At 63.0% G+C, this 23780-nt stretch carries 21 protein-coding genes and 1 pseudogene; 16 read left to right on the plus strand and 6 right to left on the minus strand.

Features of this window, described 5'->3' with window-relative positions; translation table 11 throughout:
* Positions 1-246 precede the first annotated feature (246 nt).
* A complete protein-coding gene (locus tag NCCP691_RS14655) occupies positions 247-795 on the minus strand; it encodes an acyloxyacyl hydrolase (protein WP_220809295.1) in 549 nt (182 codons plus the stop codon).
* A 181-nt stretch (positions 796-976) separates the two neighbouring features.
* Positions 977-1867 (minus strand): SMP-30/gluconolactonase/LRE family protein, encoded by an 891-nt coding sequence (locus tag NCCP691_RS14660; protein ID WP_220809296.1) that lies wholly within the window; start codon positions 1865-1867, stop codon positions 977-979.
* 40 nt (positions 1868-1907) lie between these two features.
* Between NCCP691_RS14660 and NCCP691_RS14665 the strand changes: the two genes are divergently transcribed.
* Together NCCP691_RS14665 and NCCP691_RS14670 are read left to right on the plus strand one after the other, a co-directional pair.
* Positions 1908-2852: an NAD(P)-dependent oxidoreductase gene (locus tag NCCP691_RS14665; protein ID WP_274387238.1), complete on the plus strand. Its 945-nt coding sequence runs from the start codon at positions 1908-1910 to the stop codon at positions 2850-2852.
* An 87-nt stretch (positions 2853-2939) separates the two neighbouring features.
* Positions 2940-3698: a DUF3047 domain-containing protein gene (locus NCCP691_RS14670; RefSeq protein WP_220809298.1), complete on the plus strand. Its 759-nt coding sequence runs from the start codon at positions 2940-2942 to the stop codon at positions 3696-3698.
* On the opposite strand, the gene NCCP691_RS14675 is transcribed toward NCCP691_RS14670, so the two are convergent.
* The gene (locus tag NCCP691_RS14675; RefSeq protein WP_220809299.1) at positions 3692-4714 is read right to left on the minus strand and encodes a DUF2891 domain-containing protein; all 1023 of its coding nucleotides are present in this window, start codon (positions 4712-4714) and stop codon (positions 3692-3694) included. The two genes, NCCP691_RS14670 and NCCP691_RS14675, sit on opposite strands and share 7 nt — an antisense overlap.
* Positions 4715-4716: 2 nt before the next feature.
* A complete protein-coding gene (locus NCCP691_RS14680) occupies positions 4717-5910 on the minus strand; it encodes a M20 aminoacylase family protein (protein WP_220809300.1) in 1194 nt (397 codons plus the stop codon).
* Positions 5911-6089: 179 nt separating this feature from the next.
* Between NCCP691_RS14680 and NCCP691_RS21685 the strand changes: the two are divergent.
* The 4 genes and pseudogenes from NCCP691_RS21685 to NCCP691_RS14695 all read left to right on the plus strand — a co-directional run.
* Positions 6090-6146 (plus strand): annotated as a pseudogene (locus tag NCCP691_RS21685) (hypothetical protein); the annotation flags it as partial.
* A gap of 69 nt (positions 6147-6215) precedes the next feature.
* Positions 6216-8105, plus strand: coding sequence for a molybdopterin-containing oxidoreductase family protein (locus NCCP691_RS14685; RefSeq protein ID WP_507763531.1), 1890 nt, complete (start codon positions 6216-6218; stop codon positions 8103-8105).
* A 2-nt stretch (positions 8106-8107) separates the two neighbouring features.
* On the plus strand, positions 8108-9202 hold the full coding sequence (locus NCCP691_RS14690; RefSeq protein ID WP_220809302.1) for an aminopeptidase: 1095 nt from the start codon (positions 8108-8110) through the stop codon (positions 9200-9202).
* A gap of 236 nt (positions 9203-9438) precedes the next feature.
* A complete protein-coding gene (locus NCCP691_RS14695; protein ID WP_220809303.1) occupies positions 9439-11121 on the plus strand; it encodes a long-chain fatty acid--CoA ligase in 1683 nt (560 codons plus the stop codon).
* Positions 11122-11177: 56 nt separating this feature from the next.
* Here NCCP691_RS14695 and NCCP691_RS14700 read toward each other — a convergent pair whose 3' ends face one another.
* Positions 11178-11585: an acyl-CoA thioesterase gene (locus NCCP691_RS14700; protein WP_220809304.1), complete on the minus strand. Its 408-nt coding sequence runs from the start codon at positions 11583-11585 to the stop codon at positions 11178-11180.
* Positions 11586-11677: 92 nt separating this feature from the next.
* Here NCCP691_RS14700 and NCCP691_RS14705 point away from each other — a divergent pair, with 92 nt between their 5' ends.
* The 10 genes from NCCP691_RS14705 to NCCP691_RS14750 all read left to right on the plus strand — a co-directional run bounded on the left by NCCP691_RS14705 (position 11678) and on the right by NCCP691_RS14750 (position 22272).
* Positions 11678-13528, plus strand: coding sequence for an ABCB family ABC transporter ATP-binding protein/permease (locus NCCP691_RS14705; RefSeq protein WP_220809305.1), 1851 nt, complete (start codon positions 11678-11680; stop codon positions 13526-13528).
* A gap of 53 nt (positions 13529-13581) precedes the next feature.
* Positions 13582-14559 (plus strand): LysR family transcriptional regulator, encoded by a 978-nt coding sequence (locus NCCP691_RS14710; protein WP_220809306.1) that lies wholly within the window; start codon positions 13582-13584, stop codon positions 14557-14559.
* Positions 14560-14695: 136 nt separating this feature from the next.
* Positions 14696-15982 (plus strand): Glu/Leu/Phe/Val family dehydrogenase, encoded by a 1287-nt coding sequence (locus tag NCCP691_RS14715; protein WP_220809307.1) that lies wholly within the window; start codon positions 14696-14698, stop codon positions 15980-15982.
* Between the two features lie 125 nt (positions 15983-16107).
* Positions 16108-17004: an amino acid ABC transporter substrate-binding protein gene (locus tag NCCP691_RS14720; RefSeq protein ID WP_220809308.1), complete on the plus strand. Its 897-nt coding sequence runs from the start codon at positions 16108-16110 to the stop codon at positions 17002-17004.
* Between the two features lie 161 nt (positions 17005-17165).
* Entirely contained in the window at positions 17166-18059 is an 894-nt protein-coding gene (locus NCCP691_RS14725) for a transporter substrate-binding domain-containing protein (protein WP_220809309.1), read from the plus strand.
* A gap of 126 nt (positions 18060-18185) precedes the next feature.
* Positions 18186-18911 (plus strand): amino acid ABC transporter permease, encoded by a 726-nt coding sequence (locus NCCP691_RS14730; RefSeq protein ID WP_220809310.1) that lies wholly within the window; start codon positions 18186-18188, stop codon positions 18909-18911.
* Complete coding sequence (locus NCCP691_RS14735; RefSeq protein WP_220809311.1) at positions 18908-19597, plus strand: amino acid ABC transporter permease; 690 nt, start codon at positions 18908-18910, stop codon at positions 19595-19597. Before NCCP691_RS14730 ends, NCCP691_RS14735 begins: the two co-directional genes overlap by 4 nt.
* Positions 19598-19607: 10 nt before the next feature.
* Positions 19608-20336, plus strand: a complete 729-nt coding sequence (locus NCCP691_RS14740; RefSeq protein ID WP_220809312.1) for an amino acid ABC transporter ATP-binding protein — start codon at positions 19608-19610, stop codon at positions 20334-20336.
* 94 nt (positions 20337-20430) lie between these two features.
* On the plus strand, positions 20431-21474 hold the full coding sequence (pyrC, locus tag NCCP691_RS14745; protein ID WP_220809313.1) for a dihydroorotase: 1044 nt from the start codon (positions 20431-20433) through the stop codon (positions 21472-21474).
* A 15-nt stretch (positions 21475-21489) separates the two neighbouring features.
* Entirely contained in the window at positions 21490-22272 is a 783-nt protein-coding gene (locus tag NCCP691_RS14750; protein WP_220809314.1) for a DUF3025 domain-containing protein, read from the plus strand.
* A 130-nt stretch (positions 22273-22402) separates the two neighbouring features.
* Here NCCP691_RS14750 and NCCP691_RS14755 read toward each other — a convergent pair whose 3' ends face one another.
* Positions 22403-23461, minus strand: a complete 1059-nt coding sequence (locus tag NCCP691_RS14755; RefSeq protein ID WP_220809315.1) for a porin — start codon at positions 23459-23461, stop codon at positions 22403-22405.
* Positions 23462-23780 lie beyond the last annotated feature (319 nt).

Raw genomic sequence — 23780 nt, forward strand, 5'->3', positions numbered from 1 at the left:
CAGGACCGTGAAACGACTCCGCGCCGATGATAGTGCTGCAACCAGTGTGAAAGTAGGTCATCGTCAGGCTCTTACCCCAGAAAAGCCCCGACTCAACCGAGTCGGGGCTTTTTGCTTTGCGGCGACGATTTGCAGCAACGATTAGCAGCGTGTGGCTGCTGCGTGTGGCGCCTGGCTTGCTATGGCATGACCGCGGCGCATCTGGTGATCGTAGTCCCTGGTGCCACTGGCAAGTCCGTTGCGGCGCTACTGGAACCCGTAGCGGAGCTGGATGATGGCGAAGTCCACGCCCGGATTGGGCTTTTTGATTCCGGCATTGGAGAAATGCTGGATTTTCAGGCCGAGGTCGAGGTTGTTCGCGAAGACGTATCCGAGGCCGACGTGGTCGCCGAACTGGAAGCGGGTAGAGAAACGCTTGCCGTCGTTGTCATAGCGTTCCGACAGCAGGTTGGCGCCGATGCCGGCCTCGATATAGAAGCCCTTCCGCGAGTCGCTCTGAAAACGGAACACGGGCGTAATGCCCAGAACGGCCAGTTCCTGAGAGCGCCCTCCGATATCCCTGTACCGGCTGCCTCGCCACTGGGCGAGTGTCAGGTCCCAGTAGCCGCCGATGTGCGTGCCGTTCGACTTCCACCACTGCTGGTCCCAGTTCCATTGCACGCCCGCGCGGACGAGGCGGGTGCTGTCACCGTGACCGGCTTCCAGCGATACCGAATCGACCGCCCGTGCCGGGATGGCTACTGCTGAAAAGATCGAAGCGACTGCGAGGCTGAGTGCGAGATCCCCGGTTCTCATGGTTTTTCTCCATTTTGTTATGCGTCGCGGACATCCGCCCGCGTCGTCCCTGTCCTTGCCCCGGCTTCAGGAGCAGATCATTGTTATTTTCGGTTTTCCGCATGACGGCAGGATGTCAGCGCTCAAGCGCCGCCGCGCGTGCGGTTGATGCAACGCCAATGACGCGCGCAGACCATCACCATTACGGTGCGTATGCCGGCTCGACGCGGCCCGCGACTTCGGTGCGGAGTGTCAGGACGCAGCCCGAGAGCGGATACGTGGCAAGCTCTTCATCGCTACGCTTGTTGCGCGCGGAGGTGATGAACAAGGTGCGCATGTCCTCTCCGCCGAATGCAAGCATGGTGGGACAGCGTAGCGGCAATGCGATCTCAAGCAGGATCTCACCGTCCGGCGCGATGCGCAGAATGCGTCCGCCCTCATACATCGCACACCAGTAGGCATCCTCGCTGTCGACCGCTGCACCGTCCGGGCGGCCGCCGTAGCGCTCATCCTTCACGCTCGAGAACTCCTTGAAGAGGCGAGGGGCACCGAGCGCGCCCGTCTGAAGGTCCCAGGGGTATGCGGTGATCCGGTGTGCCGATGTGTCGGCATGATAGAGCGTGCGATTGTCCACGCTGAACGCGACGCCGTTCGATACCGTCACCGGCTTGTGCAGATCCCTGATGACGCCGCGTTCCATGCAATAGAGCGAGCCGAGCGCCTTGTCCCGCGCGTCATACGCGGTTCCGGCCCAGAAGCGGCCCATGGCGTCGCAACGGCCGTCGTTGAACCGCATGAGGGAAGGGTCATAGGGGGCTTCGGCAAATGGCGCGAGCTCACCGCTGGCGGTATCCAGGAATGCCAGGCCGCTGCGCATGGCGACGAGAATCCGGCCGTCGGTCGTGCGGGCGATGCATCCCGGTTCGGAGGGGAGCGGCCAGTTGCGGTGCAGGCCACTGGCGAGATGAAATCGGTGGACAGCCTTGCCGGCTATATCGATCCAGTAGAGCGAATGTTCGTCCGGATGCCAGAAGGGACTTTCGCCCAGCAGCATCGGCGTCGCGAGCAGGGGGTGGATATCAAGGTTCGACATGGCGTCCAGGTTTTTTGAGATGATGGCAGCTGATTATGCAATGAAAAGAATTTTGATGAGGGAGACCGGGATGGACGCGGACGCAGCGCAAACGAGAATCGCTTTTCTGGGTATCGGTCTGATGGGCAAGCCGATGGCGGGCCGGCTGCTGAACGCCGGCTATCCGCTCCATGCGTGGAACCGGACGAGACAAAAAGCGGAAGCATTGCTGCCGCTAGGCGCCGCAGTCGATGATCGAATCGAGGACGCGGTCGCCAACGCGGACATCGTGGTGACCATGCTCGAGGCCGGACCGGCGGTGGCGGGTGTGCTGAACACCGCCATGAAGGCGATGCGCAAAGGGACCCTCGTCGTCGACATGAGCTCGACGCGGCAGTCGGAGGCGCAGGCATTCGACGATATGCTGCGCAACGCCGGACTCGGCTTCATCGACGCACCGGTCTCCGGCGGTGTGATCGGGGCGGAAGCCGGTACGCTGGCGATCATGGCGGGGGGGCGACGCGAGGATTTCGAGCGCGCCCGCGACGTGCTGTCCGTTCTTGGGCGACCGACCCTGGTCGGCCCGGCCGGCTGCGGCCAGCTCGCCAAACTGTGCAACCAGCTGATCGTCGGCGGCACCTTGTCGATCGTCGCCGAGGCACTGTTGCTTGCGCAGGTCGGGGGCGCCGACCCGGTTGCGGTACGCACTGCGTTGCGCGGTGGATTTGCCGAGAGCCGCATCCTCGAGGTGCACGGACAACGCATGCTCGACCGGAATTTTCTGCCCGGAGGCCAGGTGAAGAGCCAGGCCAAGGATCTGGATAATGCGCTGGCGGCGGCCGCGGCGGGAGGGATTCGACTGCCCGTCACCGAACTCGTCACGCAGCTCTACCGCGACATGCTTGGCGAACTGTCGACTGCCGATCAGTCGGCTGTCTTGCTGGCCCTGGAACGCATGAATCCGGCCGCGCGTCTCGGAGACGGTCAGGACAAGCTGCCGGACTGAACGAAGTACGCGTACGTACCCACGGCGAGTCAGCGTCGGGATAGAATCAGCTTCATTTCCGACCGGAAATCCAATCCTGACCGCGCCATGAATCGCATCTTCGCTCTCTTCCTGCTTCCTTTTATTCTTGCGGGCTGCGCGGCGACGCGTACGGACCAGGGGTCCGGGTCCATCATCAAAGCCGACCCGACCCTGTCGCGATTTTCGGCAGGATCGCCGGGCGCGCTGCCTGCGGGTTGGGAGCCCATGATCCTGCTGCGGCAGAAGAAGCAGACCCGTTACCAGCTCGTCAGCAAGGAAAACCGCACCGTGCTGCACGCCAGCGCGGAAAAGGCATCGTCGGGTCTGATACTGCGCACGCAGATCGACCCGCATCGCAATCCGTGGCTGCAGTGGGAATGGAAGATCAGTGATGTGCTGGAGGAGGCTGACAACACCGCGCGTGCAACGGAAGACTCGCCGGTGCGTGTCATCCTCGCATTCGATGGCGACAAGGAGAACCTGCCGTTCTCGGAGCAGGTGCTGTTCGAGAGCGCCAAGATGCTGACCGGTCACGACTTCCCCTATGCCACGCTGATGTACATCTGGGAAAACAAGGCGCCGGTGGGCAGCGTCATCCGCAGCCCGCACACCGGGCGAGTACGAATGCTGGTGGCTTCACAGGGCACGGCGGGTATCGGCAAGTGGCACACCCTGACGCGCAACATCATCGAGGATTTCGAGAAGGCCTATGGGGAAAAGCCGGGCAAGCTGATCGGAATCGGCGTGCTGACCGACACCGACAATACCGGCGATACCGTCGAAGCCTGGTATGGCGACATCCGATTGCTCGAACACTATCAGTAGCCGTCACATCCTGTGGGACTCAGTGCGAGCAGCGCGAAACTCGCCAGCCAGTGCGTGCCGACGTAGGGGCCATGCGCCACGTGCGGCAGGGAAGCCGCGAGATGCGCGTCGATCGCCTTTTCCACCGCGGGGCGGAGTTCGGCGGGCATCTCGGGCAGCAGCAAGCGCCAGCACCATGCACGCGACAGATTGAGGCCGTCGAGATGGGACAGGCGGGCATCGCTGCGGTCGTCGACGTCCACGGGAAGCAGCCAGGCGCCAAGCGCTTCCTGGGCGGGACGGAAGACATGCCACCAGTCGGCAAAGCTGCAGCCGTCCACGAGGCGCAGCATCAGCGCCGCTTCGACCAGCCCGGGCGACAGAAAGTCTTCACCGCCCGGTTCATAGGCCGCAGGGTAGCGCCGGTCCTGGCCGAACCACTGATTGGCGCGCTCGCTGATCAGCTTGCGCAGCGCAAGATGCTGCTGCGCCTGCGCGTAGTCGAGCGCGAGCAGGAGTGCGAACGCGCTGTTGCCGTGCGTGCCCGCGCGTACCGGATAGCGCGCCCGCGGCAGGAAGTGCAGGAAGCGGTCGACGACGGCATCCGCCAGCGGCGCCAGCGAGGCTTGCCAGCGCCTGGCATGAGCGTCGGTGTTTGCGAGCAGGGCCAGTTCTGCCTGCAGCTTCAACAGCCATGCCCAGCCATAGGGGCGCTCGAAGGTCTCCCGTCCCGGCTGCCGCATATAACCGCGCTCGGCTTCGACGTTGGATATCGTGAAGTGGCTGTCGAGCACGCCGCGAATCGCGTGGGCCTCCGGCAGGCCCGGGCAGAGGCGCAGCAATCGAACCAGAGTCCAGTGCATGTGCACGGACGAATGCCAGTCGTAGCTGCCGTAGAAGACGGGATGCAGCGCGCGCGGCGGGCGCAGGTCATCCGCAGTCCGCAGCAGGTGGTCGGGCTTGTTTGGGAATTCGCGGACGATATTGGCCAGCGCGACCTGCGCGTAAGCGGACGCGAGCGGCGCGAGCGCGTCCATGCTCAGGACTTGCGCAGCCAGGCTTCGGCAAGCCTGACCCAGTAGGTGGCGCCGATCGGCAGCAGCTCGTCATTGAAATCGTAGCTGCCGTTGTGAAGGTTGCATGGCCCGGCGCCATGCCCCGCGCTGCGGTGTCCGCCTTCGCCGTTGCCAAGGAAAACATAGCAGCCCGGCTTTTCCTGCAGCATGAAAGCAAAGTCCTCGGCGCCCATGGTCGGCTCGACCCGGTCATCGAGGCCGGCGTCGCCGACGATGGAGCGGATCACGTCGGCGGCGAAGGCGGTTTCGCGCGCGTGATTCACGAGCGGGGGATAGTTGCGGACGAACTCGAAATCCGCGGTGGCGTCGAAGGCGGCCGCGGTATGCTCGGCGATGCCGCGCATGCGCCGTTCGATCAGATCCAGGACGCCCGTGGTGAAGGTGCGAACGGTACCGATCACCGTGGCAGTGTCGGGGATGATGTTGGTTGCGCTGCCGGCATGGATTTGCGTAATCGACAGCACGGCGGTATCGAGCGGGCTCTTGTTGCGGGTGATGATGGTTTGCCAGGACTGGGCCACCTGGATGGCCGCCATGATCGGATCGATGCCCTTGTGCGGCTGCGCGGCATGCGCGCCCTTGCCGCGTATCGTCAGCTCGAACTCGTTGGAGGAGGCCATCATCGGACCGGCGGTGACGCCGAAGGTCCCGGCGGCCACGCCCGGCCAGTTGTGCATGCCGAACACCGCATCCATGGGGCAGCGCTGGAACAGACCCTCGTCCATCATGCGGCGGGCGCCGCCGCCGCCTTCCTCGGCCGGCTGAAAGATCAGGTAGACCGTGCCGTCGAAATCCCTGTGCCGCGCCAGATAGCGGGCGGCGCCGAGCAGCATCGCCACGTGGCCGTCATGGCCGCAGGCGTGCATCTTGCCGGGATGGCGTGAGGCATGGGCGAAGGTATTGGTTTCCTGCACCGGCAGCGCATCCATGTCGGCGCGCAGGCCGATGGCGCGGGCGCTGTTACCGTTCTTGACGATGCCGACCACGCCCGTTTCCGCGAGACCGCGGATCACTGGGATCCCCCATTCGCTCAACCTGGCCGCCACCAGGTCCGCGGTGCGCCGCTCCTCGAAGCAGAGCTCGGGATGGGCATGGATGTCGCGGCGGATCTGCTGAAGTTCGGCGTGGAACTGCACAATGGGGTCGATCAGCTTCATTCGGGTCTCCGGGATGGGGCGGTGCGGCATGCGCCGTGCAGCCAATATCGGTATATTACGACGCAGCGCCTCGTCGTGATTTTACCGAGGCTCATGCCTGCCTGTTTTCCCGGATTGCCACTATGCCCATTTCTACCGTTCGCGCGACCTGTCCGCATGACTGCCCGGATACCTGCGCCTTGCTCGTTACCGTTGAAGACGGGGTGGCGACCCAGGTGCGCGGCGACCCCGATCACCCGACCACGGCCGGGGTGCTGTGCACCAAGGTGTCGCGCTACACCGAGCGTACGTATCACAAGGACCGCGTGCTGCACCCGATGAAACGGGTGGGGCGCAAGGGGGAAGGGCGCTTCGAGCGCATCAGCTGGGACGAGGCGCTCGATACCATCGCCGCCCGCCTCAGGGAAATCGCCGCGCGCGATCCGCAGGCCATCCTGCCCTACAGCTATGCCGGCACGATGGGGCTGGTGCAGGGTGAGTCGATGGCGGCGCGCTTCTTCCACAAGCTCGGCGCGTCCTTGCTCGACCGCACCATCTGCGCATCCGCGGGAGGCGCCGGCTACAAGTACACGATAGGCAGCCGCATCGGCACCGACCTGGAACAGTTTCAGAATGCGAAGCTGATCCTGATCTGGGGCGGCAATCCGATCGCCTCCAACCTGCATTTCTGGATGCGCGCCCAGGAGGCCAAGCGGCGCGGGGCAAAGCTCATCGCGATCGATCCCTACCGTTCCCTCAGCGCGGAGAAATGCCACCAGCATGTCGCGCTGCTGCCCGGCACCGATGCCGCGCTCGCGCTGGGGATGATGCATGTGCTGGTGCGCGACGGCCTGCTCGACACCGATTACATCGCGCGTCATACCATCGGCTTTGACCGGCTCGCCGAGCGCGTGGCGGAATGGACGCCGGAGCGCACCGCCGAAGCGTGCGGCATCATGCCGGCCGAGGTCGAGCAGCTGGGGCGCGAATACGGCGAGACGGCAAAACGTGGCGAAGCCGTGGCGATCCGCGTCAACTACGGGCTGCAGCGCGTGCGCGGCGGCGGCATGGCGGTGCGCAACATCGCCTGTCTGCCGGCCCTGGTCGGCGCCTGGCGGCATGCGGCCGGCGGCATCCAGCTGTCCTCCTCCGACGGTTTCCCGAAGAACAACGCCGCCCTGCAGCGCCCCGACCTGCTGCCGAACCGGCCGCGCACCATCAACATGAGCACCATCGGCGACGATCTGCTGCGCGAGTCGACGCCGGCGTTCGGCACGCGTATCGAGGCGGTGGTCGTGTACAACGCCAATCCGGTGGCGGTGGCGCCCGAGTCGCCGAAAGTGGCGCAGGGCTTCGCGCGCGAGGATCTGTTTACCGTCGTGCTCGAACACTTCCAGACCGACACCGCCGACTACGCCGACATCGTGCTCCCGGCGACGACGCAACTCGAACACGTCGATGTCCATAGCGCCTACGGCCACAACTACATGATGGCCAACAATGCCGCGGTGGCGCCGCTAGGCGAGGCGAGGCCGAATACGGAAATCTTCCGCCTGCTCGCTGCCCGGATGGGTTTTGCGGATACCTGCTTCAACGAGAGCGACGATGAGATCGCGGCGCAGGCCTTTCGCCGCGATGACCCGCGGGCGGTGCAGGTCGATTGGGAATCCCTCAAGCGCAAGGGATGGCAAAAGCTCAATCTGCCGGCGGCGCCGTTTGCCGAGGGAGGTTTTGCCACACCTTCCGGCAAGTGCGAGTTCTACTCCGAGCGCATGCTCGCCGACGGACTTGACCCGCTGCCAACCTGGATACCTCCCTATGAATCGGTTGCGAGCGCGCCGGACTTGGCAAAGAAATATCCGCTCGCCATGATTTCCCCGCCCGCAAGGAACTTTCTTAACAGCACCTTCGTCAATGTGCAGAGTCTGCGTGATACCGAGGGCGAGCCTCATCTCGACATGCATCCGTCGGATGCAGCCGAAAGGGGGATAGCCGACGGCAGCATGGTCCGCATCTTCAACGATCGCGGTTCCTTCGTCGCCCGTGCACGCGTGACCGACAGGGCAAGGCAGGGCCTGGTGGTCGGTCTGTCGATCTGGTGGAAGAAGTTCGCCAGCGACGGCCGCAACGCCAACGAGGTCACCAGCCAGCGCCTGACCGACATGGGAAACGCGCCAACGTTTTATGACGTCCTGGTGCAGGTTGCGAAAGTGTAGAAATGAAAATGAAGTGGCGTGCCTTGCTGTTGTGCGGCGTGGCGGGACTGGCAGGCGGTTGCAGCAGCATCGGGTATTTCGTCCAGGCCGCACACGGCCAGTTGTCCCTGATGTCGGAGGCGCGCCCGATCGATGAATGGCTCGCCAGCCCCGATACGGAAGTCAAGCTCAAGGGCAAGCTGGAACGGGTCAAGGAAATCCGGGCCTTCGCCGCGCGCGAGCTCGGTCTCCCCGACAACGGCACGTTCACCACCTATGCGGACGTCAAGCGGCCCTTCGTCATGTGGAACGTGGTGGCGACGCCGGAACTGTCTCTCAAGCCGATGCAATGGTGCTTCCCCGTCGCCGGCTGCGTGAAGTACCGCGGTTACTACAGCCGCGACGACGCGAGGGCCTATGCCGAGGAGCTGCGGGCGCAGAACTACGACGTCGAAATCTCCGGGGTGCCGGCCTATTCGACGCTCGGCTGGTTCAGCGATCCGGTGCTGTCGACCTTCATCGGCTATCCCGACGGCGAACTCGCGCGGCTGGTCTTCCATGAACTCGCGCACCAGGTGGTGTACGTGCCGGGCGATTCCAGCTTCAACGAATCCTTCGCGGTGGCGGTGGAGCAGGCGGGCGTCGAGCGCTGGCTCGAGAAGCACGGCGACGACAAGACGCGCAAGGCCTATGCCGCCTACGAGAGCCGCAAGCGCGACTTCGTGGCGCTCCTGATGAAGCATCGCGATGCACTCAAGGCGCTCTATGCCAGCGACCTGAGCGACGACCACAAGCGCCGCGAAAAGGCGGCCATCTTCAAGACGCTCAAGGAAGAATACGAAGTCATCAAGCAGGAGCGCTGGAACGGCTACGCCGGCTACGACCGCTGGTTCGCCGAGCCGCTGTCGAACGCGCATCTCTCCGCGATCGCGACATACAACGACCTGGTGCCGGGATTCCGGGCCATGCTCGCCCGGCAGAAGGATCTCGGCCGTTTCTATGAAGCCGTGCGAACGATGGCATCGCTCGGCAAGGACGAGCGGCATCGCCAGCTCGCCGCTTACGCCGAGCCGCCCTCGATGGCTTCCGGCGACCTGCAGGCGGCGGGCTCGCAGTAGCAGCCCTGCAGCACATGCCGCGAGACGAAGCGACCCACGGGGTCGCTTTTTTTTCGTCCCGGCGGCGGCGAGGATTTTGTGCAATGCAAAACCAGTGCCGGCTTAGAAGAAGTATTCTGATAGCGCTTAAAAGACTTGCATCGGCGGGCGCGCATGGATAGCATCTAGCGCTAACAAAAAAACCGGTCGTTCGTTTTTTTCGCGGCCATCATTACACAGAAGATAAGAGGCAGACTATGGAAAAAATCTGGCTGAAGTCGTATCCCCAGGGCGTACCGGCAGAAATCGATTACACCCAATACCGGTCGCTCGCGCACCTGCTGGAAGAATCCTTCCGCAAGTTCGCCAGCCGGAACGCCTTCGTTTGCATGGATAAATTCCTCACCTATGCCGAGCTCGACGAGATGTCGCGCCGGCTGGGTGCCTGGCTGCAGTCGCGCGGCCTGAAGAAGGGCGCGCGCGTGGCCATCATGATGCCGAACGTCCTGCAATACCCGGTCGCGCTCGCCGGCATCCTGCGCGCCGGCTATACCGTGGTCAACGTCAATCCGCTCTACACCCCGCGCGAACTCGAGCATCAGCTCAACGACTCCGGCGCGGAAGCCATCATCATCCTGGAAAACTTCGCGACCACGCTGGAGCAGGTGATCGCCAGGACCAAGGTCCGCCACGTGGTCGTCGCCAGCATGGGCGAGATGCTCGGCGGCCTCAAGGGCATGCTGGTCAATTTCGTGGTCCGCAACGTGAAGAAGATGGTGCCGGCGTTCTCGCTGCCCAACGCCACCCGTTTCAAGACCGCGCTGGCCGAAGGCGCGCGCCAGACCTTCAAGCCGGCCGAACTCGGCCACGACGACGTCGCCTTCCTGCAGTACACCGGCGGCACCACCGGCGTATCCAAGGGCGCGACCCTGACCCACCGCAACGTGATCGCCAACGTGCTGCAGAACGATGCCTGGGCACAGCCCGCGCTCAACAAGGAGCCGAAGGTCGACCCGCTGACCATCGTCTGCGCGCTGCCGCTGTATCACATCTTCGCGCTCACCGCCTGCGCACTGATGGGCATGCGCTGGGGCGCGATGAACATCCTGATCCCGAACCCGCGCGACATCGGCGGCTTCATCAAGGAGCTGGGCAAGTACAAGGTCAACACCTTCCCGGCGGTGAACACGCTCTACAACGGCCTGCTCAACCATCCCGACTTCGCCAAGCTCGACTTCTCCGGCCTCAAGATCTGCAACGGCGGCGGCATGGCGGTGCAGAAGGCGGTCAACGACAAGTGGCTGAAGGTGACCGGCTGCCCGATCATCGAAGGCTACGGCCTGTCCGAAACCGCGCCGGTGGCAACCTGCAACCCGGGCAACGCGACCGAGTTCTCCGGCACCATCGGCCTGCCGATCCCCGGCACCGAGATCGCCATCCTCGACGATGCGGGCAATCCGCTGCCGCTCGGCCAACCCGGCGAAATCGCGATCCGCGGCCCGCAGGTGATGACCGGTTACTGGAACCGCCCGGACGAAACCGCCAAGGTCATGACGCCCGACGGCTTCTTCAAGACCGGCGACGTCGGCGTGATGGACGAGCGCGGCTACGTGAAGATCGTCGACCGCAAGAAGGACATGATCCTGGTCTCCGGCTTCAACGTCTATCCGAACGAGGTCGAGGAAGTGGTCGCCGCCCACCCGGGCGTTCTCGAGTGCGCCTGCATCGGCGTGCCCGACCCCAACTCCGGCGAAGCGGTGAAGCTGTTCGTGGTGCGCAAGGATCCGGCCCTGACCGTGGACGAACTGATGAACTACTGCAAGGAGCAGTTCACCGGCTACAAGAAGCCGAAGTACATCGAGTTCCGCGACGAACTGCCGAAGACCAACGTCGGCAAGATACTGCGCCGCCAGCTGCGCGACGAGAAGAAGGCCGCCTGATCATTTCAGGCCGCAAAGAAACCGCCTGCCTGCAGGCGGTTTTTTTTTGTCGCGTCTCAGGGCGCGAGTGGAGGAATCTGGCGCGGCTTGCGCGCTTCGTCGGTCGCCACGTAAGTCAGCGTCGCTTCGGTGACTTTCACCGTCTCCACCTGGAGCCGGTTGCGCTCCGCATAGACCTCGACATTCACCGTGATCGAGGTATTGCCCACCCTGACCACTTCCGCGTAGAAGGAAAGCAGGTCGCCGACGAATACCGGCTGCTTGAAGACGAAGGAATTCACCGCGATCGTCGCCACCCGGCCGTTGGCCCGGCGCACCGCCGGCAGCGAGCCGGCGATATCGACCTGCGCCATGATCCAGCCGCCGAACACGTCGCCGTGCACGTTGGCGTCCGCGGGCATGGGCATGACGCGCAGCTGCGGGATTTTTCCTTCGGGTAGTGTGGTCTGGTGCAGATCGGTCATTCGTGTTCTCCCTGTTACTGCCCGGACCGCTTGCTCGTACCGGGCTACAATCGTCGAAGCCGAAGCATAAACCATTCTTCCCGTCATCCCGCATGCGACGTTATCCCGTATCCTCCCCCGAGCCGCCCGCCAACGAGGGCACCCGCAATGACTGGGGCACGCTGAAAACCCTGGTTCCCTACCTGTGGGCCTATAAATGGCGGGTCTTGCTTGCGCTGACCTTTCTGATCGGCGCCAAGCTCGCCAACGTCGGCGTGCCGCTGGTGCTCAAGCAGCTCGTCGACAGCCTGACGCTGAGCCCGCAGAATCCTCAGGCGGCGCTGGCGCTGCCGGTCGGCATACTGATCCTGTACGGCTTTCTGCGCCTGTCGACCACGATGTTCACCGAGCTGCGCGAGTTCGTGTTCGCCAAGGTGACGCAAAGCGCGGTGCGCACCATCGCGCTGCAGGTATTCCGCCATCTGCATTCGCTCTCGCTGCGCTTCCATCTCAACCGCCAGACCGGCGGCATGACGCGCGACATCGAGCGCGGTTCGCGCGGCATCTCCTCGCTGGTCTCGTATACGCTCTACAGCATCCTGCCGACCATCGTCGAAGTCACGCTGGTGATCGGCTACCTCGTCCTGCACTACGACATCTGGTTCGCCGGCATCACCATCGCCGCGCTGGCCATCTACGTGCTGTACACGGTGGTGGTGACGGAATGGCGCACCAATTTCCGGCGCACGATGAACGAGCTCGATTCCAAGGCCAACACGCGCGCGATCGATTCCCTGATCAACTACGAGACCGTCAAGTACTTCGGCAACGAAGATTACGAGGCGCGCCGCTACGACCGCAGCATGCGCAGCTGGGAAGCGGCGGCGGTCAAGTCACAGACCTCGCTTTCCCTCCTCAACACGGGCCAGTCGGCGATCATCGCGGTCGCCGTCACGCTTATCATGTGGCGCGCGACCAAGGGGGTGATCGACGGCACCATGTCGCTCGGCGACCTGGTGCTGGTCAACGCCTTCATGATCCAGCTCTACATACCGCTCAACTTCCTCGGCGTGCTCTACCGCGAGATCAAGCAGAGCCTGGCCGACATGGAGCGCCTGTTCAAGCTGCTCGACCAGCATCGCGAGGTCGCCGATGCACCGGATGCGAAGCCGCTGGTGGTCAGCGGCGGCGAGGTGCGCTTCGAACATGTCGACTTCAGCTATGAAGCCAAGCGCCAGATCCTGTTCGACGTCGACTTCACTATCCGCCCAGGCACCACCACCGCGGTGGTCGGCCACAGCGGCTCGGGCAAGTCGACGCTGTCGCGGCTGCTGTTCCGCTTCTATGATGTCCAGTCCGGCCGCATCGCCATCGATGGCCAGGACATCCGCAAGGTCACGCAGGAATCGCTGCGCCGGACGATAGGCATCGTGCCGCAGGATACCGTGCTGTTCAACGACACCATCGAGTACAACATCGCCTACGGCAACCCGCAGGCGAGCAGGGAAGAGATCATCGCCGCCGCGCGCGCGGCCTACATCCACGACTTCATCGAAAGCCTTCCCGACGGCTATGCGACCATGGTCGGGGAGCGCGGCCTCAAGCTGTCCGGCGGCGAGAAGCAGCGGGTTGCAATCGCCCGCACGCTGCTGAAGGATCCCGCCATCCTGATCTTCGATGAAGCCACCTCCGCGCTCGACTCGCGCGCGGAGCAGGCGATACAGGCCCAGCTCAAGGAGATCGCGCGGGATCGCACCACGCTGGTCATCGCCCACCGTCTCTCGACCATTGCCGATGCCGCGCAGATCCTGGTGCTGGACCATGGCCGGATCATCGAGCGCGGAACCCACGCCGAACTCATCGCCCGCGACGGCGCGTATGCGCAAATGTGGGCGCGGCAGCAGGCGCGGCAGGAAGTGCCGGCATCGCCCGGCGGCGATCTCGACATGGAGTCTGCCGCCTGACCGGACATCCCGCCACGCTGGCCGCGCGCCGCGGTTGCCGCTAACATAGCGCGATGGAAACCAAATGGCTGGAAGATTTCATTTCGCTTGCCGAGACCCGCAGCTTCAGCCGCTCGGCCGAGCTGCGGCATGTCACGCAGCCCGCCTTCTCGCGCCGCATTCAGTCGCTCGAAGCCTGGCTCGGCACTGACCTCATCGACCGCACTTCCTACCCGACGCGGCTCACGCCCGCGGGCGAGGTCTTTTATGAGCAGGCGCTGGAAATGCTCGGCCAGATCAACAACGCGCGCGCACTCCTGCGCGGCAAGCGCCCGACCGCGCAGACCACGGTCGACTTCGCGGTGCCGCACACGCTGTCGCTGACCTACATGCCGAAATGGATGACCGCGCTCGAAGCCGGTTTCGGCGTGTTCAACACCCGGCTGATCGCCCTCAACGTCCACGACGCGGTGATGACCATGGTCGAAGGCGGCTGCGACCTGCTGCTCTGCTATCACCACCCGCGCCAGCCGGTGCAGCTCGACAGCAGCCGATACGACATGATCACGCTCGGCAGCGAGACCCTGCGGGCCTACGCCCGCTGCGACCGTTCCGGCGTGCCCGAACTGACCCTGCCCGGCAGCGCCCGGTCGCCCCTGCCGTTTCTTTCCTACACCAGCAATGCCTACCTCGGCCGCATGGTCGAGCTCATCCTGTCCGACGCCAGGCGCCCGCTGCATCTCGAGAAGCGCTATGAGACCGACATGGCGGAGGGCCTGAAGATGATGGCGCTCGAAGGACACGGCCTGGCTTTCCTGCCGGAGTCGGCCGTGACGCGCGAAGTCAGGCAGAAGCAGCTCGCGCGCGCCGACGGCGGACTGCCCGACTGGGAGGTGACCATGGAAATCCGCCTCTACCGCGAAGCCCCTTCCCTGCAACGGCCGGGCAAGCCCGTTGTCGGACGGCTGTGGGATTACCTTCGCCAGCGGCAGGACTCGGGCCGCAAGCCGAAGCGCGGGAAGCCCGATGTCGCCCGGGCTGAGAGCAGCTAGTTCCCTTCTGAAACTATGCACGAAACGCATAGTTAAATGCCAACAAAGCATTGGATTTGCGCGCTTCACCTGCACTAGCATCCGAGTGCCTGCCGCCGCCACAAGCGGCGGCCTAACTCAGAGGAGCAGTCGTAACATGTCGAGCCAGCATGAAGTCCCGTCCTACCTGACCCCCTCCGACATCGGTCCCTGGGGCGTCTATCTCGAACAGATCGATCGCGTCACCCCCTATCTCGGCACGCTTGCCCGCTGGGTCGAGACGCTCAAGCGACCCAAGCGCATCCTGATCGTCGACGTTCCGATCGAGCGCGACGATGGCAGCATCGCCCACTTCGAAGGCTACCGCGTCCAGCACAATACCTCGCGCGGCCCCGGCAAGGGCGGCGTGCGCTTTCACCAGGACGTCACTCTGTCCGAAGTGATGGCGCTGTCGGCCTGGATGACCATCAAGAATGCCGCGGTCAACGTCCCCTACGGCGGCGCCAAGGGCGGCATCCGCGTCAATCCCAAGACCCTGTCCACCGCCGAACTGCAGCGCATCACCCGCCGCTATACCAGCGAAATCAACATCATCATCGGCCCCAACAAGGACATTCCCGCGCCCGACGTCAACACCAATGAAAAGGTGATGGCCTGGATGATGGATACCTTTTCGATGAACCAGGGCAGCACCGCCACCGGCGTGGTGACGGGCAAGCCGATTTCCCTCGGCGGCAGTCTCGGGCGGCGCGAGGCCACCGGACGCGGCGTGTACGTGGTCGGCTGCGAGGCGGCGTCCCGGCGCGGCATCGATATCCGTGGCGCCCGCATCTCGGTGCAGGGCTTCGGCAATGTCGGCGGCATCGCCGCGCGGCTGTTCGCGGAAGCCGGCGCGAAGGTGGTGGCGGTGCAGGATCACATGGCCACGGTGGTGTCCGACAGCGGCCTCGACATTCCGGCGCTGGAGCAGCATGTCGCCGCGCACGGTTCGGTCGCCGGCTTCGCCGGCGCCGACCAGGTCGAAGACCGGGCCCGCTTCTGGGAAACCGACTGCGACATCCTCATTCCTGCCGCCCTCGAGCAGCAGATCACCGAGGCGAATGCTTCCCGCATCCGCGCGAAGATCATCCTCGAGGGCGCCAACGGCCCGACCACGCCGCTGGCCGACGACATCCTGCACGACAAGGGTGTGCTCGTCGTGCCCGACGTCATCGCCAATGCCGGCGGCGTGACCGTCAGCTACTTCGAGTGGGTGCAGGATTTTTCCAGCTTCTTCTGGACCGAGGACGAGATCAATCAGCGCCTCACCCGCATCATGCGGGAAGCGTTCACCGCGGTCTGGCAGCTGTCGGAGGAGAAAAAGGTCTCGCTGCGCACGGCGGCCTTCATCGTCGGCTGCACCCGGGTCCTGCAGGCGCGGGAAATGCGCGGGCTTTATCCCTGACGGGCAGGCATGAGCCACCGGCCACGACCGGTGGCCGTGCAGCAACGGCGAGCGGCAAGAATTTAATTACTTCAATACAATGTCGGCGCCGCTGCGTCATACGACCAGCATGAGATGGAGACCTTATGCATACCAAGCCCGGCCGATTGGCCATTGCCTGCCTTGCCGCGCTGTGTGCGACCGCGCTTCCCGCACAGGCGGCCGACACGCTCGACAAGATTCGCGCTTCGCGCGCGATCACCATCGCGCATCGCGAGGCGTCGCTGCCTTTTTCCTACTTCGACGACAACAGGAAGCCGATCGGTTACGCCGTCGAGCTATGCCAGAAGATCGCCGAGGCCGTCAGGCGCGAACTGAAGCTCCCTCAGCTCGAAATCCGCTATCTGCCGGTCACGCCCTCCACCCGTATCGAGGCGATCGCCACCGGCAAGGCCGACCTGGAATGCGGCTCGACCACCAACAACGCCGAGCGGCGCAAGCAGGTCGCCTTCACCATTCCCCATTTCGTCGCCGCAGCGCGCATGGTGGTGCGCACCGATTCCGGCATCCGCAACTGGTCCGACCTGCGCGGCAAGCGCGTCGTCACCACCAAGGGCACGACCACCGTGAAGCTGCTCAATGAACGCGACAAAGTCCGGGCACTGAACCTTCAACTGGTGGAAGGCGCCGACCACAACAACTCGTTTGCGATGGTGGAGAAGGGCGAAGCCGCGGCATTCCCGATGGACGACGTGCTGCTGTTCGGCCTGCGCGCCGCGGCGGCCAACCCGCAGGATTTTTCCGTCATCGGCGACCCGCTGTCGGCCGAGCCCTACGCGATCATGCTGCCCAAGGACGACCCCGCCTTCAAGGCCGTCGTCGACCGCGAGATGAGCCGCCTCATCAACGACGGCGAGATCTACAAGCTCTACGATAAATGGTTCACCTCGCCGATCCCGCCGAGGGGGCAGAACATGAACATGCGCATGGGTCATCTGCTGCGCGACACCTTCCGTTTCCCCACCGATAAGGTCGGTGACTGATCGTTACGTAGAAACCCTTAGTGGTCCACGGCCGCTCTCGTTGTACGCTTGTTCCGTGGTGAAGAAGATGTGTCTACTGCCCTGAAAAGACAGAGAAAATCCAGCTGTTTATCAGGCAAATTTTGTTACACTAGATTGGCAACTATTTTCCAGGAGGCAAAATGAAAGCAAACAAACTGATCGCGGTTCTGATCGGCGCAGGCGCGCTGGCAGGCACTGCGCAGGCCCAGGATCTGACCGGCACGCTGAAGAAGGTCAAGGATACCGGTTCCATCACCATCGGCCATCGCGAATCCTCCGTGCCGTTCTCCTATCTCGACGACAAGCAGCAGCCGATCGGCTATGCGATGGATCTGTGCATGAAGATCGTCGACGCGGTCAAGACCGAGCTCAAGCTGCCGAACCTGAAGGTCAACCTGCAGCCGGTCACCTCCAGCAACCGCATCCCGCTGCTCCAGAACGGCACCATCGATCTCGAGTGCGGTTCGACCACCAACTCGACCGCGCGTCAGCAGCAGGTGTCGTTCGGCCCGACCTACTTCGTCATCAACGTCACCGCCGCGGTGAAGAAGTCGTCCAACATCAACGCGCTGGCCGACCTCGCCGGCAAGACCGTGTCCACCACCTCCGGCACGACTTCGGTCCCGCTGCTCAAGGCCTATGAGAAGACCAAGAACGCGGAAGTGAAGGAAATCTACGGCAAGGATCACGCAGAATCCTTCCTGCTGATGGCCGACGACCGCGCCGCCGCCTTCGTCATGGATGACATCCTGCTGGCCGGCCAGATCGCCAACTCGCGCAACCCGAACGACTTCAAGATCATCCCCGAGTCGCTGCGCGCCGAGCCGTACAGCATGATGCTGCGCAAGGACGACCCGCAGTTCAAGGCGCTGGTCGACAAGACCATCGGCGGCGTGATGAAGTCCGGCGAGATCGAGAAGATCTACAACAAGTGGTTCACCAGCCCGATTCCGCCGAAGAACATCAACGTCAACTTCCCGATGACGCCGGCCATCAAGGAAGCGTTCAAGAACCCGAACGACAAGGGCGTTTAAGTCATTGCATTGGAAGCAGGGCCGGATGGCTTCACGCCAGTCCGGCTTTTTTTCGGGCGGTCGACCTGACACCGGCCGCCCGAAACCGCACCGCTCACGAGGCGGTGCCAGTTGGGAGAAACACAAATGAACCTGGGGATATTCCTCGAGATGATTCCGGACGGTGACGGCACCTGGTGGGAATCGCTCGCATCCGGCCTCGGCTGGACCCTGAGCACCGCCGCGCTGGCCTGGATCATGGCCTTCGTGCTCGGCTCCATCATCGGCGTCGCGCGTACCACCGAAAAGACGTGGATGGTCCGCCTCGGCAACGCGTATGTAGAACTGTTCCGCAACATTCCGCTGATCGTCCAGTTCTTCGTCTGGTACTTCGTCGTCCCCGGTATCGTCCCGGCGGTCAAGGCATTGGTGGTCACGCTCGACCCGACCCAGCACCAGTTCGTCACCGCCATCGTCTGCCTCGGCTTCTTCACCTCGGCGCGTATCGCCGAGCAGGTGAGATCCGGCATCCAGTCGCTGCCGCGCGGTCAGCGCAATGCGGGCTACGCCCTCGGCCTGACGCAGATCCAGACCTATCGCTATGTGCTGCTGCCCATGGCCTACCGCATCATCATTCCGCCGCTTACCTCGGAAGTGATGAACCTGATCAAGAACACTGCCGTCGCCTACTCGATCGGCCTGGTGGAACTCTTCTTCCGTACCCGGGAAATGGGTGAAATGACCTTCCAGTACTTCGAAGCCTTCGGCGCGGCCACGCTGATCTACGTCGTCATCGCCATGACCGCCAATCGCGTCATGGCCTTCATCGAGCGCCGTGTCGCGGTGCCCGGCTATATCGCGGGAGGCAAATGATGGGCGACCTCGATTTCGACGTCATCACGCGCACCTGGCCCTACCTGCTGTCCGGCCTGCAGTACACGCTGCAGCTCACGGTGGTTGCCGCCATCGGCGGGGTCATCTTCGGCACGCTGCTCGCGATGGCCCGGCTGTCGCGTTTCAAGCCGCTGGCCATGATCGCCGCGGGTTATGTGAACCTGATGCGCTCCATTCCGCTGCTGCTTGTCATATTCTGGTTCTACTTCCTGGTGCCGGTCGTACTGCAGGCCATTACCGGAAGCGAGCGCCCGGTCCAGCTCGGGGCGGACCGATCCGCCTACATCACGTTCATCATGTTCGAGGCAGCCTATTTCTGCGAAATCATGCGCGCCGGCATCCAGAGCATCCCGAAAGGGCAGGTGAGCGCAGCGTATGCGATCGGTCTGAACTATCGCCAGTCCATGCAGCTGGTGATCCTGCCGCAGGCCTTCCGCAACATGCTGCCCATCCTGCTCACGCAGACCATCGTGCTGTTCCAGGACGTATCGCTCGTGTCGCTGCTGAACGTGACCGACTTCGTCGGCGCCTCCGTCAAGATCGCGCAGCGCGACAGCCGCGTCGTCGAGATGTACATGTTTGTCGCGATCGTCTACTTCGCGTTGTGCTTCACCCTGTCCACCCTGGTCAGGCGCTTGCAGAAACGCATTGCCATCATTCGCTAAGGATAAGGAAATGATTGAAATCAAAAACGTCAGCAAGTGGTACGGAAGCTTCCAGGTCTTGACCGACTGCACGACGAGTGTGAAAAAAGGCGAGGTGGTCGTCGTCTGCGGACCCTCCGGCTCCGGCAAGTCCACCCTGATCAAGACTGTCAACGGCCTGGAACCCTTCCAGAAGGGCGAGATCCTGGTCGACAACATCTCCGTCGGCGACCCGAAGACCAACCTGCCCAAGCTGCGCTCGCACATCGGCATGGTGTTCCAGAACTTCGAGCTGTTCCCGCATCTGTCCATCCGGCAGAACCTCACGCTGGGCCAGATCAAGGTGCTCGGCCGCAGTGAAGAAGAGGCGACCGAAAAGGGCCTGAAGTACCTGGACCGCGTCGGTCTGCTGTCGCAGAAGGACAAGTTTCCCGGCCAGCTTTCCGGCGGCCAGCAGCAGCGCGTGGCGATCGCCCGCGCGCTGTCGATGGACCCGATCGCGATGCTGTTCGACGAGCCGACCTCGGCGCTCGACCCCGAGATGATCAACGAAGTGCTCGACGTCATGGTCGGCCTGGCGCAGGAAGGCATGACCATGATGGTCGTGACCCACGAAATGGGCTTCGCTCGCAAGGTTGCCAACCGCGTCGTGTTCATGGACAAGGGCTACATCGTCGAAGACTGCACCAAGGACGAGTTCTTCGGCTCGCCGCGCTCCGACCGTGCGCGCGACTTCCTTTCCAAGATCATCACGCACTGACGCTGCCGCCCGGATGCAAGCCGCTCCCGCACTGCCGGAGCGGCTTTTTCTTTTTGGGCGCGGGTAAAATACCGGCTTCCCGCGAAAGAAGCCCATGTCCACCCAAATCGATACCCTCACCATTACCCGCCCCGACGACTGGCATCTCCATCTGCGCGACGGCGCCGCGATGGCCAGCGTACTGCCGCACAGTGCCCGCCAGTTCGCCCGCGCCATCGTCATGCCCAACCTTAAGCCGCCGGTCACCACCACCGGGCAGGCAAGCGCCTATCGCGACCGCATCCTCGCCGCGCTGCCGGCCGGCATGGCATTCGAACCGCTGATGACCCTGTACCTGACCGACAATACCCCGCCCGACGAGATCCGGCGCGCCAGGGACAGCGGCTTCATCCACGCGGTCAAGCTCTACCCGGCCGGCGCCACCACGAACTCCGACGCCGGCGTGACTGCGCTGTCGAAGTGCTACAAGACGCTTGAGGTGATGCAGGAAGTCGGCATGCCCTTCCTGGTGCATGGCGAGGTCACCGACCCCGCCATCGACATCTTCGACAGGGAAGCCGTCTTCATCGACCGCGTCATGCAGCCGCTGCGCCGCGACATGCCCGAACTGAAAGTCGTCTTCGAACACATCACGACCAGGGATGCGGCCCAGTACGTGCTGGAAGCGGAGGGGCCCGTCGGCGCGACCATCACCGCGCATCACCTGCTCTACAACCGCAACGAGATCTTCCGCGGCGGCATCCGCCCGCATTACTACTGCCTCCCGGTGCTCAAGCGGGAAGAACATCGCCAGGCCCTGATCAAGGCGGCGACTTCCGGCAGTCCGCGGTTCTTCCTCGGCACCGATTCAGCACCGCACCCGAAAGGTCTGAAGGAGCATGCATGCGGATGTGCCGGCTGCTATACCGCCCTGCATGCGATGGAGCTGTATGCGCTGGCATTCGACCAGGCCGATGCGCTCGACAAGCTCGAAGCCTTCGCCAGTTTCAACGGCCCGGCCTTCTACGGCCTGCCGCGCAACGCGGGCACCATCACCCTCAAGCGCGAGAGCTGGACAATACCCTCGGAGCTAGCGCTGGGAGATGCCGCGCTTGTACCACTTGCGGCTGGAGAAACCCTCGCTTGGAGGTGGGCCTGAGGCCAAAGCATAGCAATGACCCCGGAGTTCTTGCAGTCTCTTGACTGGCATCGTCCCTGGCTTGTCCCATACCGTGAGCTTGGTCAGGCTCTTGCCACCTCACCAAACTGGAGGGGGGCGGCGTGCGATTTGGCGCGCGGAATACGCAATAGCCGGGGACATACGATTCGTTTCGTCCCCCAATCGGCCCTGCCTGCCGGGGTGGCCTATGAGGCATTCATCGCCGAGACTGGTTGTGTTCCCACAAGGGAGAATTTGCATGACTTCTTCAATGCTCTTGTCTGGCTTACCTTCCCCCGTATAAAGGTACAGCTCAACGCGCGCCAGGCGGCGGAAATCGAAGCCACAGGTGGCGTGACTGGGGTCAGGGGGCGGGTCAGAGATGCCGCCACGCTGTTTGACGAGAATGCGGCGCTCCTGGTCACGCGCGACCTGTCCCTGCTGTCAGCATTACGTGAGCATGCATGGACAGATGTCTTCCTTAACAACCGCACTCGTTTTATGGCCGACTGTGAAGTTATTCTCTTTGGTCATGCTCTGATGGAAAAACTGGTCACCCCATACAAGGCCATTACTGCCCATGCCTGGCCGCTGTTGCTTAACGGTGAACAGGCCAGGGTTTCGCGTGTCGATTACATGAAAGCTATCGACGAACGCATCGCTCAATCACTGTACGGAATGCTGTCGCCCGCTTCGTTCACCCCCTTACCCATCATGGGGATACCTTCTTGGTCGGAGGGGCAAGACACTCTCTTCTACGCCGACAAGCACGTCTTCCGCCCTAAACGACCCCGATAGCGAGTTCGTTGCTACGACGTCGTGGCGCCAGAAGAGACGGTTCCTGCACGGAGCGCAACCGGTAAAAAAATAGGCACCCGAAGGTGCCCATTTTTGTTATTCCATCTAAGCAGGTCAAGCCCGCATGAGATTAGAACAGGTGACGAACGCCAACCCGGAAGTCGGTGCCTTTCAGGTCGCGACCATCGGAACGGGCATCCTTGTCCACGGTGTAACCGAAGGAGGTGTACAGGTTGGTGCGCTTGGACAGGCCATGGGTGTAGCCGATTGCATACTGATCGATCTGGTCGTCGGAATTGCGGTCGTCGCCACGGACCCACGAAGCCAGAACCCTGCCTGCTCCGCCAACCGGTGCAGACACGCCGAGCATATACGTACGGGCTTTTTCGTCCTCGTCACCGATCAGTTCAACCCTGTGCTGACCGAAAGCGGCGTGAGCCTTCGCAACACCAAAGTCGTAAGTGCCGCCGAGGACGAACGAGTTGGCATTTTCACCAGGAGCGAGATCGTTCGTGCCAGCCGGCAGTGCGGTAGAGGAGTTCACACCGCCGTTTGCGCGGTGGTAAGCCAAGCCAACATTGATCGGGCCGTTGACATAACCAACGTGAGCACCCATTTGACGGCTACGAGCTGTGGAGCCAGCTTCCTCGCCAAAACCGTAGAGGACTTGGCCCGTGACACCGCCAAAGGACGGAGTGGTGTAGGTGATCGAGTTGTCGACGTTGTTACGCGAGTTGATGATCGAGCCAGCGGGGAAGATGTTTTCGACGTTACCAGACAGGTTCGTCGCGAACGGATCAATCGAATCCAGGAACAGGTGCATCGGGCTGTACTGGCGGCCCATTGCGACGGTACCAAAACCGCCCTTCAGGCCAACGAATGCCTGACGATTGAACAGGGTGCTAGCGCCTTCCGTCGAGCCACCGGTACCGGTGTCGAGGGAGTAACCAGCCTCCAGGGTGAACAGTGCGGACAGACCACCACCCAGATCTTCCGTACCACGGAAACCAATCCGGCTGCCGGACTGATTGCCGCTGGAAAGACGCCACGTTTCGTCGACGCCACGCTCATTGGAGTCGACGCGCTGCAAGCCAATATCGGCAACGCCGTAGATGGTCACGCTGGACTGAGCGGAGGCTGCGCCTGCGAAGGAGGCCAGCACTGCGAGCGCGAGAAGCGATTTTTTCATTGAATAATCCCCAAAGGTTTATCGAGCATTTTTGTTAGAAGTCTTCACGATCTACGCTGGTTGTGCAGCCGTGAAGACGGCAGCCGCTAGCCTTTTGCTAACGAACCGGTGGCTATTTCATCAAATTACGACCGTTACGACAAAGAGAATCTGTGATTTCGAGCGCAGGAATCTAATTTTGTGGTTTTTGTGCAACGATGGTCTGCTTTGTTCGCTAACGGCGAGCGCTGAGACAACGAGGGTTGCTAGCGAGAGGTGCGCAAATAAAAAAGGCCCACGTCGTGGACCTTTGCGGCTGTCACCGACTGCCGGATGCCTT

Origin of the sequence: Noviherbaspirillum aridicola, from assembly GCF_019656455.1 — a bacterium.
GTDB classification, from domain to species: domain Bacteria; phylum Pseudomonadota; class Gammaproteobacteria; order Burkholderiales; family Burkholderiaceae_D; genus Noviherbaspirillum; species Noviherbaspirillum aridicola.

Coding starts and splice junctions, on each gene's coding strand:
- NCCP691_RS14735 (WP_220809311.1), top strand. CDS start 18,908: ATGATGGGCGACCTCGATTTCGACGTCATCACGCGCACCTGGCCCTAC.
- NCCP691_RS14705 (WP_220809305.1), top strand. CDS start 11,678: ATGCGACGTTATCCCGTATCCTCCCCCGAGCCGCCCGCCAACGAGGGC.
- NCCP691_RS14695 (WP_220809303.1), top strand. CDS start 9,439: ATGGAAAAAATCTGGCTGAAGTCGTATCCCCAGGGCGTACCGGCAGAA.
- NCCP691_RS14680 (WP_220809300.1), bottom strand. CDS start 5,910: ATGAAGCTGATCGACCCCATTGTGCAGTTCCACGCCGAACTTCAGCAG.
- NCCP691_RS14655 (WP_220809295.1), bottom strand. CDS start 795: ATGAGAACCGGGGATCTCGCACTCAGCCTCGCAGTCGCTTCGATCTTT.
- NCCP691_RS14740 (WP_220809312.1), top strand. CDS start 19,608: ATGATTGAAATCAAAAACGTCAGCAAGTGGTACGGAAGCTTCCAGGTC.
- NCCP691_RS14720 (WP_220809308.1), top strand. CDS start 16,108: ATGCATACCAAGCCCGGCCGATTGGCCATTGCCTGCCTTGCCGCGCTG.
- NCCP691_RS14690 (WP_220809302.1), top strand. CDS start 8,108: ATGAAAATGAAGTGGCGTGCCTTGCTGTTGTGCGGCGTGGCGGGACTG.
- NCCP691_RS14750 (WP_220809314.1), top strand. CDS start 21,490: ATGACCCCGGAGTTCTTGCAGTCTCTTGACTGGCATCGTCCCTGGCTT.
- NCCP691_RS14670 (WP_220809298.1), top strand. CDS start 2,940: ATGAATCGCATCTTCGCTCTCTTCCTGCTTCCTTTTATTCTTGCGGGC.
- NCCP691_RS14700 (WP_220809304.1), bottom strand. CDS start 11,585: ATGACCGATCTGCACCAGACCACACTACCCGAAGGAAAAATCCCGCAG.
- NCCP691_RS14730 (WP_220809310.1), top strand. CDS start 18,186: ATGAACCTGGGGATATTCCTCGAGATGATTCCGGACGGTGACGGCACC.
- pyrC (WP_220809313.1), top strand. CDS start 20,431: ATGTCCACCCAAATCGATACCCTCACCATTACCCGCCCCGACGACTGG.
- NCCP691_RS14675 (WP_220809299.1), bottom strand. CDS start 4,714: ATGGACGCGCTCGCGCCGCTCGCGTCCGCTTACGCGCAGGTCGCGCTG.
- NCCP691_RS14755 (WP_220809315.1), bottom strand. CDS start 23,461: ATGAAAAAATCGCTTCTCGCGCTCGCAGTGCTGGCCTCCTTCGCAGGC.
- NCCP691_RS14715 (WP_220809307.1), top strand. CDS start 14,696: ATGTCGAGCCAGCATGAAGTCCCGTCCTACCTGACCCCCTCCGACATC.
- NCCP691_RS14725 (WP_220809309.1), top strand. CDS start 17,166: ATGAAAGCAAACAAACTGATCGCGGTTCTGATCGGCGCAGGCGCGCTG.
- NCCP691_RS14665 (WP_274387238.1), top strand. CDS start 1,908: ATGAAAAGAATTTTGATGAGGGAGACCGGGATGGACGCGGACGCAGCG.
- NCCP691_RS14710 (WP_220809306.1), top strand. CDS start 13,582: ATGGAAACCAAATGGCTGGAAGATTTCATTTCGCTTGCCGAGACCCGC.
- NCCP691_RS14660 (WP_220809296.1), bottom strand. CDS start 1,867: ATGTCGAACCTTGATATCCACCCCCTGCTCGCGACGCCGATGCTGCTG.